Here is a 12,053-nt window from a genome sequence, read left to right as displayed (position 1 = left end):
GACCTGGGCGACGGGGCCGGCCGGCTTGGGCTTGGCCTTGCGCTTGGGATGGGGGCTGGGGGTGATCGTCGGCTTGGCCCAGCCGGCCTTGTAGACCGTCTTGGGTTTGGCGGGCATGCCGTCATCGGGACCGGTGTGGTGGCCCGCGCCGGGCGCGGTGCGGCCCCGGCGCAGGGCATCGCCGCCGGAGTGGGTGGCGATGGGCTTGGCGAACTGGGCGCGGTCCCCGGTGGGCAGGTTTCCGGGCGCGATATGGTCGGCGAACTGCTCGCGCACCACGCGGGGGCCGACCTCCTCGATCTCGCCGACCCCGAGGGTCCCGAGCGCCAGGGGCCCGTAGGACATGCGGATCAAGCGGTTGACAGTGAGGCCCAGGGCCTCCAGCACGCGGCGGACTTCGCGGTTCTTGCCCTCGGCAAGGGTCAGGGTGATCCAGACGTTGGCGCCCTGCCCCCCCTCCTTGACCTTGTCCAGATGGGCCTCGATGGCGCCGTAGCTGACGCCTTCGACGGTGATGCCGTCCCTCAGGCTGTCGAGCTTCTCCTGGGTGACGCGGCCCCGGGCGCGAGCCCGGTAGCGACGCACGATGCCGCTGGAGGGCAGCTCCAGGGCGCGGGCCAGGCCGCCGTCATTGGTCAGCAGCAGTAGGCCCTCGGTGTTGATGTCGAGGCGACCCACTGAGATCAGGCGCGGCAGGGCCTTGGGCAGGGCGTCGAACACCGTGGGGCGTTCCTGGGTGTCCTTGTGGGTGGTCACCAGGCCGACGGGCTTGTGATAGCGGAACAGGCGGGCGGGCTCGGCCGCCTGGACCAGGGCGCCGTCGACGGTGAGCACGTCGTCGGGCTCAACCTTGGTGGCCGGTGTCGTCACCTGCACGCCGTTGACGAACACGCGGCCGGCCTCGATCAGCCGTTCCACCTCGCGGCGCGAGGCCACGCCGGCGCGCGCCATCGCCTTGGCGATACGTTCGCCGCCTTGACCTGCGGGGTCGTCCTGGGTGTCTTGGGGATCGTGGACCATGATTTTCGCACCATGCGCATCGCGCTTGAAGCGGCGCAAGCCGCAGCCGACCGTGGCGAGACCCCGGTGGGCGCCGTGGTGGTCGATCCCGTGTCCGGCGAGGTGATCGCAACCGGGGCGAACCAGCCTATCGGCGCCCATGATCCCACGGCCCATGCCGAGATCGTGGCGCTGCGGGCGGCGGCGCAAAAGCTGGGAAACTACCGGCTGACGGGGTTGACCCTGGTGGTGACTCTGGAACCCTGCGCCATGTGCGCCGGGGCCATCAGCCACGCCCGGATCGGCCGGGTGGTGTTCGGGGCCGACGACGCCAAGGGCGGGGCGGTGGCGCATGGCCCCAGATTCTTCGAACAACCCACCTGCCACTGGCGGCCCGAGGTGACAGGCGGCGTGCTGGCGCAGGAGAGCTCGGCGATGCTGAAGGGCTTCTTCCGGGCGCGGCGAAAAAAGGGAGAGACGACATGATGCTGGCGATTCTGGCGGCGGCGGTGATCGCCGCACCCGCCGACCTGACCTGGATGGCTGGGTCCTGGACGCACGAGAAGGACGGCGTGGTGACGCGGGAGACCTGGCTTGCGCCCCTGGGCGGGGCGATGTCCGGGGCGGGTCAGACCAACCGGCCGGGCAAGGCCGCGCGCGCGGAATTCATGACCATCACGGTGGAGCCGGCCGGCCTGACCTTCACCGCCCATGTGCAGGGCCAGGCGCCGACACCCTTCGTGGCCATCGCGAGCGATCCCGGCAGCGCGGTCTTCGAGAACAAGGCCCACGATTTCCCGCAGCGGGTCATGTACCGCCGCTGCGGCGAGAACCTCTGCGCCGGGATCGAGGGCCTGGTCGGCGGCAAGCCGCGCGCCGAGCACTGGACGTATCGGCGGGTCGCGCCCGCGGACTAGCTTGTCAGGCGGCCGGCGCGGTTCGATGATGCGGGATAATTAAATCATAGGGAGAACGACCATGGGACTTCTTGATGGGAAGGTGGCGATTGTCACGGGCGCCGGCGGCGGTCTGGGTGAGGCCTATGCCAAGCTGTTCGCCAAGGAGGGCGCCAGCGTCGTCGTGAACGACCTGGGCGGCAGCCGCGACGGCTCCGGGAACGGGACCAGCGCTGCGGCGCAGAAGGTGGTCGACGAGATCATCGCGGCCGGCGGCAAGGCCGTGGCCAACGGCGACGATGTGTCGACCATGGAAGGCGGCGAGAACATCGCCAAGACCGCGCTGGATAACTTCGGGCAGATCGACATCCTGGTCTGCAACGCCGGCATCCTGCGCGACAAGACCTTCGCCAACACCTCCGAGGCCGATTGGGACCTGGTGGTGAAGGTGCACCTGAAGGGCACCTACTGCTGCACCATGCCGGTCTGGAAGTGGATGAAGGACAACGGCAAGCCCGGCGCCATCGTCATGACCAGCTCCACCTCGGGCCTCTACGGCAATTTCGGCCAGTCCAACTACGGGGCGGCCAAGGCCGGCATCTACGGCTTCATGCGCGTGCTCTCCATCGAGGGGCGCAAGTACGGCATCCGGGTCATGGGCCTGGCGCCGGGCGCCTTCACCCGCATGACGTCGGATCTGCCGGGTCGCCAGGGCAAGGAGCCGGACGCCATGAGCCTGCCGGAGAACATCGCGCCGGGCGTGCTCTACATGGTCTCCGACCTCGCCGCCGACCACACCGGCAAGGTGCTGGGGGTCTCCTCGCGCGGCGTGCGCGAGATCAAGATGCTGCAGACCGACGGCTTCAACCCGGGCAAGCCCTACACCGCCCAGGACGTCGCCGACCACGCCAAGGACGTGTTCTTCCCCGCAGCGGAAGAGAAGACGGCGGCCAGCGCCTAGGCGCCCCGCGCGCCCATCGCCAGCCGCAGGATCGCCTGCTGCTCCAGCGACAGGGTGGTGAGCGCGCGAGAGATCGGGACCAGGCGCGAGCCGGTCTCGATCTCGCCTGCCCGCTTCAGACTGCTGCGCCGGTAGTCGCCCGCCTCGCCGACGAACAGCAGATGCAGGAAGTCGGGATAGGGGTAGCGGTAATTTTCGGGTCGCGCCGACAGGTGGCGGAAGCAGATCATCGCGAAGAGGCAGGGACTGGGCACGGACCAGCCGCACTCCTCCCGCAGTTCACGCGCCAGGGTCTGACCGATAGTCTCGCCGGGCTCCATACGGCCGCCGGGCATGACGTGGCTGTCGATGCCGTCGTCCACCACCACGACCTTTGTGTCCTTGAACACCACGCCGCGCACAGAGGTGACGAGGTCGGCGGGCGGGGGTTCGGTGCAGGGGAAGACCCGCACCGACAGATGAATCTGCGCGCCCCACCGAGCCTCGCCCTGATAGCTGGGCGTGCGGCCCGCGATGAGGGTGTCGAACACCCCTAGGCCTCGAAGGCCGCCAGCCTTGTATCCAGCCCATCCCGCACCGCGGGCCACTCGTCCTTCAGTACCGAGAAGATGCAGGTGTCGCGCACGCGGCCGGTCCAGGTGACGCGGTCCTGACGCATGATTCCTTCGAGCTTGCCGCCGAGCTTCAGGACGGCGGCGCGGCTGCGGGCGTTGATGGCGTCGACGCGGAACACCACGCGGCGCGCGCCGTCGCCGAAGGCCTGGCCCATCATCAGCCGCTTGGCCGCCGGGTTCACCGCCCCGCCGCGATAGTCGGGATGGTAGTAGGTGCCGCCGATCTCCAGGCTGGCGTTGGGCAGGTCGTAGGAGGAGTAGCAGGTGAGGCCGACGCAGCGGCTGTCCACCACCACCGCCCAATGGATCGAGACCCCCTTGGCCTGGTTGGCGTGCATCTGGGTCCACTGGGGGTCGAAGTGCTCCCCGGCCATGGAATAGGGATAGAGGTCGGTCCAGACCGGGGGGTCGGCGTCGCAGGCGGCCCGCAGGTCTTCCTTGTGGGCTTGCGTGAACGGCTCCAGCCGCACGAAGCGGTTCTCCATCACCCGGGTCGGATCGACTTTCATGAGCCCCTCGCAAACAGCAGCGCCGACTGGACGAGGTACACCGCCGCGACGCCGGTGAAAATCCAGCGCCGCCAGGCGCGGAAGCCCTGGTCGGTCAGTTTGTCGAGAACGCGGGCGCCGAGGGTGACGCCGACGACGGCGAGCGCGCAGGCGCTGACGAGCAGCCAGGGCGGCGCGAAGCCGCCGCCGCCCGCCATCAGGATCGCCCCGCCGTAGAACAACACCTTGGACAGGTGACTGAACATCTGCAGGGCGGCCTTGGTGGACAGCACCTGGTGGCGGGTCAGCGCGCTGCGCACCAGGAAGAGATCGGCCAGGGGCCCGGAGATGCCGGAGGTCAGCGCCATGGCGGTGGAGAGCACGCCCGCCAGCACCGCGTGGCTGGGGCGGGCGGCGTCCAGAGGGCTGTAGCGCTCCGGGACCCAGATCAGGATCGGCAGCAGGCCGAGGGCCAGATAGACCACCGCCTTGCTGGGCACGTACGAGACCACCGTGAAGGCGGCCATCGTGGCTGTCGCGCCGACGGCGTAGAACCCCACCACCTTCCATACGATGTGCCGGAGATGGAGCACGATGCGCGAGGCGTTCGACGCCATCTGCACCAGGCCGTGGATGGCCAGCGCCGCCGGGACCGGCAGCAGGGCGGTGAGCAGACCCATCAGGATCAGCCCGCCCGCCATGCCGAAGACGCCCGAGAGGGTGGCGGTGGCCAGGACCGCCGCCAGGATCAGGGCGCCCAGCCAGGCGCTCAAGGGGCGCTCAGGAACAGCTGTCCGGCCTGGACCAGATACAGGATCCCCACCGCCGTCACGATCAGTCGGGTGTAGCGCTTGAAGTTGATGTCGGTGAGCTTGTCGAGAATTCGCCCCCCCGCCACCGTGCCCAGCATCGAGAGCGGCACGGCCAGCGCGAATAGCCACAGCGGCGGCATGGCCGCGCCGTCATGGGTGCGCAGCATCAGCCCGCCATAGACGATGATCTTGGCCAGGTGGGCGAAGACCTGGGTCGCGGCCTTGGTGGCGACGATGACGTGGCGGGTGAGCGCCGTGCGGACGAAGAAGATGTCCAGCAGCGGCCCGGCCACCCCGGCCGTCAGGTTCACTCCGGTCACCAGGATGCCTGAGAGGAGGGCCTGGCCCGGCCGCGCGGCGTCCAGCTTGATCCAGTCCTGGGGCAGCCAGAGCAGGCCCGGCAGCAGGCCCATGAACAAGAAGAGGAAGGGCTTGGACGGCGTCAGCGCGATCAGCGACATCGCGGTCCCGGCGATCAGCGAACCCAGGGCGTAGAGGGCCACGATCCGCCAGGCGACATGCTTGCGGTGCAGGATGGCCCGCCAGCCGTTGGCGACCAGCTGCAGCAGGCCGTGGGTGACGAAGGCCGCAGAGACGGGGAGGACGAGCGCCAGCCCCCCCATCAGGACAAGGCCGCCGGCCATGCCGAACACCCCCGACAGGGTGGCGGTCACGAACGCCAGAACCGTGATGAAGAGGGCTGCGAGAGCGCTCATGGGGTCGTCCTCCGGTTGCGCCGGCTTCGTCGAGCGGGACACAGGCCCCCTCCGATCGCCGGACAGCTGCGCATCGTGCGCGGAATGTGCGGGTCCGCCCGCTCACCCTCCGGAGGAAGGCGCTGTGCTCTCAAACGTCCGCCGGTCGCGGCGAGGACGGAGCCTGGGGATCTCGCTCTGGCGGATCGACCCCGGCTCTCGGGGAGCAAGGGAGGGTCTACACCCGAACAAGCGGAGCCGTCGAGAGGGTGGATCGCGCACCACCACCCGGCCTAGGCTAAGCCAGATGAAGGATGCCCCTGTAGATTTGAACCGCGATCCCGCCGGGTGGGCCGCCGCCCTGCTGACGCGACACGGCCTCAAGGGCGGACCGCTCCAGCCCATGGCCGGCTGGTCCAATGAGATTTGGGCAAGCGAGACCTACGTGGTGCGGATCGCCTCGGGCCGGTTCGAGGGATCGCTCAGCCATGAGGCCGGCGTGCTGCGGGCTCTCCGGGACTTGCCCTGCCCCCGCGTGGTGGCGACCGGCCAAATGGAGGATCGGGAGTGGATGATCCAAACCCGGTTACCTGGCGCAAACCTGATGCAGCTCTGGCCCGGCCTGGATGTGGTGGAGCGTGAACGGGCTGTGAGGTCGTTGGCCGAGACCTTGCGTGGGCTCCATGCGACGCCGCTGTCGCCGGACCTGCGGGAGCCGCCCTGGCGGGCGGCGAGCCTGGAACCGGGTGGCGACCCATCTCGAGCCTTGCGCGTGCAACCGGCGCATTACCGCCGACTGATCGACGCCAATCTTGAACGAAACACCGCGCCAGCCGCCCTGTTGGAGATGACCAGCGACTTCATCGCGGCACGACTTGGCGGCTTCGCGACCAGCGACGATGTGCTGACGCACGGAGATCTCTCCTTCGCCAATGTGATCTGGGACGGCGACCGGGCGGCCCTCGTGGATTTCGAGAGCGCTGGCGCGGCGCCGCCGGATCGGGAGCTAGACGTGCTGTTGAGGTTCCTGGAAGCGCCGGAGGTCTTCAGTCCAGGCTCTGCCGAAGGGTCAGCCGCCCTCTACGCTCCCGTAGCCGGATGGCTGCGCGACGCCTATCCCGAACTGTTCGCCTGCCCACACCTTGCCGAGCGGCTGGAGGTCTATGACGCCCTCTGGGAACTGGTGCAGCTGATGAACTATCCAGCAGACCATCCCCGCGACACAGCGGGGCGGCTGGAGGCCATCGTGACGGGCCGAGCACGGCGGCTCTAGAAATTCAGGCCTCAGCCCTCGCGGTTTCCGCCACCCGGTCGAGAGGCGGCCGTAGCCGTTCGTCAGCCGCCAACAACTCCGCGAGTTCCGCCATCGCCGCCTCGTCCGCCCGGCTGGAGATGTCCGCCAGCCGGTCGATCAGCGCGGTCTCCGCCATCCCCGCCTCGTCGGTGGCCAGGCCGTACCAACCCCAGGGGAGGAGTTCGATGTTCTGGAGGGCGGCGAGGTCCTGGAAGATGTCGCCATAGACCTCCACCAGGCCCCACATCTCGGTACCCGACACGCCGAAGCTCATGGGGTCGGCGCCCTGCCGACAGGCGCGCCAGGCGTCACCGCCCACCAGGAAGCGGTCGCGGGGCACGTCGAGGGGATCGAGGGTGAGGTTGAAGAGCTTGCGCTGCAGGTCATCGACCTGGGAATCCACCAGCACCCAGCGGGCCCCGTCCCAGTACTCGCCGACCCAGTGGTCGAAGTGCTTGCCGGGCTCGAAATAGTTGGCGAAGCCGCAGCGGACCCGGGCGGCGAAACCCTTCCGGCGCATGACGGCGGCGAACAGGGTGGCGAAGTGGCGGCAGACGCCCACGACCCGATGCTCGGGCGCGCGGACCTCGGTGATCGGCCGGTCGTGCAATCGCATCCCCTGGCGCAGCATGGCGGCGGTCCCGTGCAGCTGCTTTTCGTCGGCGCGTCCGGGGGCCAGGGTGACGCCATAGGCGCCGGTCAGGCCCTCGTGGATCAGCAGGCCGTGGACGAAGGCGGCGACGGCGCCGACCTCAGCGGGCAGACCGTCGATCTCGGCTTCGAAGTCGCCCAGGCCGGTGAAGACGCCAGGGGTGCGGTAGCCGTCGAGGAAGCTGTTGTGGGTCATGGGCCGAGCATAGCCCCTGCCCGATCCGTGGCCAGTTTTTAGGCCTATCCGCCAAAGCACAGGCAGGTCGCCGAAAAGGGGCGCGGCCGCACGCTGGCGGTTGGCGCGCAGCCGGCGTCGTCCCTAGGCGTGGAAGGGTTCAGAGTTCAGGGAAGGCGCCCCATGGAAGAAGCTGGAAAAACGACGCGGCGGCAGTTGCTGTCGACCATCGGGATGCTGGGCGGGTCGGCCCTGATGTACAACATGATGACCACCCTCGGTTACGCCGCCGAGAGCCAGTTCACGGGGCCACCCAAGCTGTCGGGCGCGCGAAAAGGCGCCTCGGTGATCGTGCTGGGGGCGGGTCTGGCCGGGATGCTGGCGGCCTATGAGCTGACCAAGGCGGGCTACAAGGTCACCGTGCTGGAATACCAGAACCGCGCCGGGGGCCGGAACTGGTCGGTCTATGGCGGCGACACCATCACCGAGATGGGCGGGGCGACCCAGAAGGTGGGCTTCGCCGACGGCAATTACCTGAACCCGGGACCCTGGCGCATCCCGCACAATCACCGGACCCTGCTGCACTACTGCAAGGCCTTCAATGTCGAGCTGCAGCCCTTCGTGCAGTTCAACCACAACGCCTATGTCCACAACACCGAGGCGTTCGGCGGCAAGCCGCAGCGGTTCAAGTCCCTGGCCGCGGACTTCGAGGGCAATGTCGCCGAACTGCTGGGCAAGGCCATCGACCAGAAGGGCCTGGACGCCAGCGTCACCGCGGAGGACCGCGACCGCCTGAAGGAGGCCCTGCGCGAGTGGGGCATGCTGGACGGCGACATGAAGTACGCCAAGAACCTGCGCTCGTCGGAGCACCGCGGGTTCGCGCGCAATCCCGGCGGTGGGGTGGGCGGGGCGCCCTCGCCCTCGGATGTCTTCGCCCTGAAGGACGTGCTGGACTCCAAGATCTGGCGGAACATGTCGTTCTTCATGAACGAGGAATTCCAGACCACCATGTTCCAGCCGGTGGGGGGCATGGGCATGATCGGCAAGGCGTTCGCCAAGCAGGTCCAGCCGCTGATCACCTACAACGCCAAGGTCACCAAGATCGACCAGGCCAAGAAGGGCGTCACGGTCACCTACAGCGACACCGGGACCGGCGTGGTGACGGAGGCCAAGGCCGACTGGTGCGTCTGCACCATCCCGCTGACGGTGCTGAGCCAGATCGAAAACAACATGTCGGAGAAGATGAACGCGGCTATCGCCGCGGTGCCCTACTCCAACTCCGTCAAGATCGGCCTGGAGATGAAACGGCGGTTCTGGGAGGAGGACGCGGCCATCTATGGCGGCCACTCCTTCACCAACCAGGAGATCGGCCTGGTCTCCTACCCCAACAACAACTTCCTGCAGGATGGCCCGGCCGTGCTGCTGGGCGCCTTCGCCAGCGGGATGAGCGGCTATCACCTGGCCGGCATGACGCCACAGGAGCGGATCGAGGCGGCCCTGGCCCAGGGGTCGGTCTTCCACCCCGAGAGCTACCGCAAGGAGTTCTCGAACGGCGCCTCGGTGGCCTGGAACCGCGTGCCCTGGATCCTCGGCTGCTGCGCCCGCTGGACCGAGGAGACGCGGGCCGCCCACTACCAGGACCTGGTGGCCCTGGACGGCCGCGTGGTGCTGGCCGGCGAGCACGCCTCCTACGTCGGCTGCTGGATGGAGGGCTCCCTGCTCTCCTCCCTCGACGCCATCACCCGTCTGCACAAGCGCGCGCTGGAGGCCTGAGCATGAAGATGATCACCAAGCTCGCCCTGGCGGCGGCCCTGTCGCTCGCAGCGCCGGCCGTCGCCGACGAACCCGGCCCCGGGGGCGGCAAGCCCCCCGTGCCGAAGACCGGACAGGAGGTCTATCAGACGGTCTGCCAGACCTGCCACATGGCCGACGGCAAGGGCGCGGTGGGGGCCGCCGTCTTCCCGTCCCTGGCCGGCAACCCGAAGATGAAGATGGCGGCCTATCCCATCGTGATGGTCACCAAGGGCCGGGGCGGCATGCCCTGGTTCAGCGACATGCTGAGCCCCGAACAGACGGCGGCGGTGATCACCTATGTCCGCACCAATTTCGGCAACAACTATCCCGAGCCGGTGACCGCCGAGGACGTCAAGCGCCTGTCGCCGCCGCCCGCAGCCGCGGGCCACTAACGAAAAGAGGCGGGGACCTTCGCCCCCGCCTCTCGATCGGTTCGTCGATGTCGCCGAACAACTAGTTCCGGAAGACCGCCGCGTTCGACGGATCGTGCGGCATCTCGCGGTACTGGCGCAGCTCGTTGCGGCCCACGACCATGTGGTGGACTTCATCGGGGCCGTCGGCGATCCGCAGGGTGCGGGTCGAGGTGTACATGCGGGCCAGCGGTGTGTGCTGCGACACGCCGAGCGCGCCGTGCATCTGGATCGCCTCGTCGATGATCTGGCAGACCCGTTCCGGCACCATGGCCTTGACCATGTGGATCCAGACGCGGGCTTCCTGATTGCCCAGGACGTCCATGGCCTTGGCGGCCTTGAGCACCATCAGGCGCATAGCCTCGATGTCGATGCGGGCGCGGCTGATCTTCTCGACATTGCCGCCGAGCTGGATGATCGGCTTGCCGAAGGCTTCGCGGCTCAGGCCACGGGTGACCATCAGATCCAGGGCCTTCTCGGCCTGGCCGATGGCGCGCATGCAGTGGTGGATCCGGCCGGGGCCGAGGCGCAGCTGGCTGATCTCGAAACCGCGGCCCTCGCCCAGCAGCATGTTCGACGCCGGCACGCGGACGTTGTCGAAGATGATGTGCATGTGGCCGTGCGGCGCGTCGGGATCGCCGAACACATTCATGGGGCCGACGATCTTCACGCCGGGCGCGTCGGTGGGAACCAGGATCTGCGACTGGCGCAGGTTGGGCGGGCCGTCCGGGCTGGTCTGGACCATGGTGATCATGATCTTGCAGCGGGGGTCGCCGGCGCCGGAGATGTAGTGCTTCTCGCCGTTGATGACGTACTCGTCGCCCACCAGCGTGGCGCGGGTGTTGACGTTCTTGGCGTCTGACGAAGCGGCGTTGACCTCGGTCATGGCGAAGGCCGAGCGGATCTTGCCGGCCAGCAGAGGCTCCAGCCACTGCTTCTTCTGCTCAGGGGTGCCGACACGTTCCAGCACTTCCATGTTGCCGGTGTCGGGCGCGGCGCAGTTCATGGTCTCCGAGGCCATCGGGTTCTTGCCCAGCTCGACGGCGATATAGGCGTAGTCGAGGTTGGACAGGCCCTCGCCGGTCTCGGCGTTGGGCAGGAAGAAGTTCCACAGGCCCTCGGCCTTGGCCTTGTCCTTGGCCTTCTCAAGGCATTCCAGCTGACCGGGCGCATAGCTCCAGATGTCGGCCTTGCCGGCGCCGAGGCGATGGAATTCCTCGCTCATCGGCTGGACGGTTTCCTTGATGAAGCGGCGCACATGCTCCAGCAGCGGCAGGGCCTTGGCCGACATCCGCAGGTCGTTGAGCTCGTCCATCGGGTTCAGCTTGAAGCTGGACTGGGCCTTGTCCTGGGTCTCGCTCATCGGGTCTCTCCTGCGAATTTGTTGATTGTCGTCAGCTTTGGCGCACTTTGCGGCAAAATCAAACAAGCGTTTCAATTTACAGCGTCAGGCTGAGGCGTGGCGGACCGCCTCGATATTGTGGCGATCCAGATCAAGGACGGAGGCGCCGTAGTCGCTGGGGTGATAGCGCCCGCGCAGGCCAGGCGGGCCGTTGTCGCGGCCGCCGGCGGCCAGGGCGGCGGCGTGGTCAGCGACCTTCAGGCTCACATGGTCCAGCATCGGCGTCCCTCCTCGGGCTTTCCAGAGGCTAGGACGCCGGGCCGGATTGGCAATCCCTACTTGGAGGGCAGCTTGTCGGCGCCTTCGCAGGCGGCGGAGATCAGGGCCTTGTTGTCGGCTCCATCGGCCTTCTTAGGCGTGGCCTCGCGCCAGGTGTCGGAGAGCACCAGGGGCTTGGACGGAGAATAGGAGCCGATCGTGATCAGGGTCTTGGCCTTGCAATCGACGCCCACGACGCTACCGACCCCGTCTGCGGCGCCGGGGGCGCTGGGGCCTACCCGCGGCGTGGCGCCGGCCTTGCCGATGGCCTGCAGCACCACGACCTTGCCGGACGCGGAGTCGCGGTAGGAATAGTCGGCGTCATAGGACCACTGCAGCCCGTTGTCGGTGGGCGTGGTGTAGGGCGTCCAGGTCTCGGCGCTGGCGACGGACGCCACGGCCATGGCGGACAGAGCGGCGAACGCGAAGATGCGGCGCATGGATAATCTCCTGGGACTTTAGGTTTCTTCCCTCGCACGAACCCTTATCTGGACGGTCCCCCAGGGGCCAAGCGGATTCGCCCGCTGACCCATTTCAGCTCCAGTCACGCTTGACTCCAGGCCCCTCCGACCCTACCTCCCGCCCGTCGTTAGCACTCAGGGGC

14 protein-coding genes and 1 pseudogene are annotated in these 12,053 nt (G+C 68.2%); 6 read left to right on the top strand and 9 right to left on the bottom strand.

The genetic code is table 11. The features are described 5' to 3' along the window. Positions 1-1,020: pseudouridine synthase (locus tag AAC997_RS18780; protein ID WP_340647230.1), on the bottom strand; the 1,020-nt coding region annotated here is incomplete at its 3' end. Positions 1,021-1,032: 12 nt separating this feature from the next. Between AAC997_RS18780 and tadA the strand changes: the two genes are divergently transcribed. The 3 genes from tadA to AAC997_RS18765 all read left to right on the top strand — a co-directional run bounded on the left by tadA (position 1,033) and on the right by AAC997_RS18765 (position 2,856). Beyond that, positions 1,033-1,485: a tRNA adenosine(34) deaminase TadA gene (tadA, locus tag AAC997_RS18775; RefSeq protein WP_340647229.1), complete on the top strand. Its 453-nt coding sequence runs from the start codon at positions 1,033-1,035 to the stop codon at positions 1,483-1,485. Next, on the top strand, positions 1,482-1,916 hold the full coding sequence (locus AAC997_RS18770; protein ID WP_340647228.1) for a DUF6265 family protein: 435 nt from the start codon (positions 1,482-1,484) through the stop codon (positions 1,914-1,916). Before tadA ends, AAC997_RS18770 begins: the two co-directional genes overlap by 4 nt. Before the next feature lie 61 nt (positions 1,917-1,977). Continuing rightward, complete coding sequence (locus tag AAC997_RS18765) at positions 1,978-2,856, top strand: SDR family NAD(P)-dependent oxidoreductase (protein WP_340647227.1); 879 nt, start codon at positions 1,978-1,980, stop codon at positions 2,854-2,856. Here AAC997_RS18765 and AAC997_RS18760 read toward each other — a convergent pair. From AAC997_RS18760 to AAC997_RS18745, 4 genes are read right to left on the bottom strand one after another with little or no spacing between them, the layout of a single operon-like run. Continuing rightward, positions 2,853-3,386 (bottom strand): NUDIX domain-containing protein, encoded by a 534-nt coding sequence (locus tag AAC997_RS18760; protein WP_340647226.1) that lies wholly within the window; start codon positions 3,384-3,386, stop codon positions 2,853-2,855. The genes AAC997_RS18765 and AAC997_RS18760 overlap by 4 nt on opposite strands. Before the next feature lie 2 nt (positions 3,387-3,388). After that, on the bottom strand, positions 3,389-3,979 hold the full coding sequence (locus AAC997_RS18755; RefSeq protein WP_340647225.1) for a GNAT family protein: 591 nt from the start codon (positions 3,977-3,979) through the stop codon (positions 3,389-3,391). After that, the gene (locus AAC997_RS18750; protein WP_340647224.1) at positions 3,976-4,731 is read right to left on the bottom strand and encodes a sulfite exporter TauE/SafE family protein; all 756 of its coding nucleotides are present in this window, start codon (positions 4,729-4,731) and stop codon (positions 3,976-3,978) included. Before AAC997_RS18750 ends, AAC997_RS18755 begins: the two co-directional genes overlap by 4 nt. Next, entirely contained in the window at positions 4,728-5,486 is a 759-nt protein-coding gene (locus AAC997_RS18745; RefSeq protein ID WP_340647223.1) for a TSUP family transporter, read from the bottom strand. The genes AAC997_RS18750 and AAC997_RS18745 overlap by 4 nt, the downstream gene beginning before the upstream one ends. Positions 5,487-5,772: 286 nt before the next feature. On the opposite strand from AAC997_RS18745, the gene AAC997_RS18740 reads away from it, so the two are divergent. Beyond that, positions 5,773-6,738 carry a phosphotransferase gene (locus tag AAC997_RS18740; RefSeq protein ID WP_340647222.1) on the top strand — a complete coding sequence of 322 codons (966 nt, stop codon included), beginning with the start codon at positions 5,773-5,775 and terminating at the stop codon, positions 6,736-6,738. 4 nt (positions 6,739-6,742) lie between these two features. On the opposite strand, the gene AAC997_RS18735 is transcribed toward AAC997_RS18740, so the two are convergent. After that, the gene (locus AAC997_RS18735; protein ID WP_340647221.1) at positions 6,743-7,606 is read right to left on the bottom strand and encodes a transglutaminase-like domain-containing protein; all 864 of its coding nucleotides are present in this window, start codon (positions 7,604-7,606) and stop codon (positions 6,743-6,745) included. Positions 7,607-7,768: 162 nt separating this feature from the next. Here AAC997_RS18735 and AAC997_RS18730 point away from each other — a divergent pair, with 162 nt between their 5' ends. Further along, complete coding sequence (locus AAC997_RS18730; RefSeq protein ID WP_340647220.1) at positions 7,769-9,358, top strand: flavin monoamine oxidase family protein; 1,590 nt, start codon at positions 7,769-7,771, stop codon at positions 9,356-9,358. A 2-nt stretch (positions 9,359-9,360) separates the two neighbouring features. After that, positions 9,361-9,771: a cytochrome c gene (locus AAC997_RS18725; RefSeq protein ID WP_340647219.1), complete on the top strand. Its 411-nt coding sequence runs from the start codon at positions 9,361-9,363 to the stop codon at positions 9,769-9,771. A gap of 61 nt (positions 9,772-9,832) precedes the next feature. Here the strand turns inward: AAC997_RS18725 and AAC997_RS18720 are convergent, their stop codons facing one another. From AAC997_RS18720 to AAC997_RS18710, 3 genes and pseudogenes are all read right to left on the bottom strand, one after another. Next, positions 9,833-11,152, bottom strand: a complete 1,320-nt coding sequence (locus AAC997_RS18720; RefSeq protein WP_340647218.1) for an acyl-CoA dehydrogenase family protein — start codon at positions 11,150-11,152, stop codon at positions 9,833-9,835. 84 nt (positions 11,153-11,236) lie between these two features. Further along, positions 11,237-11,377 (bottom strand): annotated as a pseudogene (locus tag AAC997_RS18715) (VOC family protein); the annotation flags it as partial. Positions 11,378-11,466: 89 nt separating this feature from the next. Beyond that, positions 11,467-11,889: a hypothetical protein gene (locus tag AAC997_RS18710; RefSeq protein WP_340647217.1), complete on the bottom strand. Its 423-nt coding sequence runs from the start codon at positions 11,887-11,889 to the stop codon at positions 11,467-11,469. Between the last annotated feature and the right edge of the window lie 164 nt (positions 11,890-12,053).

The organism is Phenylobacterium sp. (genome assembly GCF_037968635.1).
GTDB lineage: Bacteria > Pseudomonadota > Alphaproteobacteria > Caulobacterales > Caulobacteraceae > Phenylobacterium.
The sequence above is the reverse complement of the archived record's forward strand: the minus strand, read 5'-3'. Positions and strand labels throughout refer to the sequence as shown.

Excerpts from the sequence above, each read along its gene's own strand:
- AAC997_RS18710 (WP_340647217.1), bottom strand. The coding sequence starts at position 11,889 with ATGCGCCGCATCTTCGCGTTCGCCGCTCTGTCCGCCATGGCCGTGGCG.
- AAC997_RS18740 (WP_340647222.1), top strand. The coding sequence starts at position 5,773 with ATGAAGGATGCCCCTGTAGATTTGAACCGCGATCCCGCCGGGTGGGCC.
- tadA (WP_340647229.1), top strand. The coding sequence starts at position 1,033 with ATGCGCATCGCGCTTGAAGCGGCGCAAGCCGCAGCCGACCGTGGCGAG.
- AAC997_RS18730 (WP_340647220.1), top strand. The coding sequence starts at position 7,769 with ATGGAAGAAGCTGGAAAAACGACGCGGCGGCAGTTGCTGTCGACCATC.
- AAC997_RS18720 (WP_340647218.1), bottom strand. The coding sequence starts at position 11,152 with ATGAGCGAGACCCAGGACAAGGCCCAGTCCAGCTTCAAGCTGAACCCG.
- AAC997_RS18755 (WP_340647225.1), bottom strand. The coding sequence starts at position 3,979 with ATGAAAGTCGATCCGACCCGGGTGATGGAGAACCGCTTCGTGCGGCTG.
- AAC997_RS18745 (WP_340647223.1), bottom strand. The coding sequence starts at position 5,486 with ATGAGCGCTCTCGCAGCCCTCTTCATCACGGTTCTGGCGTTCGTGACC.
- AAC997_RS18765 (WP_340647227.1), top strand. The coding sequence starts at position 1,978 with ATGGGACTTCTTGATGGGAAGGTGGCGATTGTCACGGGCGCCGGCGGC.
- AAC997_RS18725 (WP_340647219.1), top strand. The coding sequence starts at position 9,361 with ATGAAGATGATCACCAAGCTCGCCCTGGCGGCGGCCCTGTCGCTCGCA.
- AAC997_RS18770 (WP_340647228.1), top strand. The coding sequence starts at position 1,482 with ATGATGCTGGCGATTCTGGCGGCGGCGGTGATCGCCGCACCCGCCGAC.
- AAC997_RS18735 (WP_340647221.1), bottom strand. The coding sequence starts at position 7,606 with ATGACCCACAACAGCTTCCTCGACGGCTACCGCACCCCTGGCGTCTTC.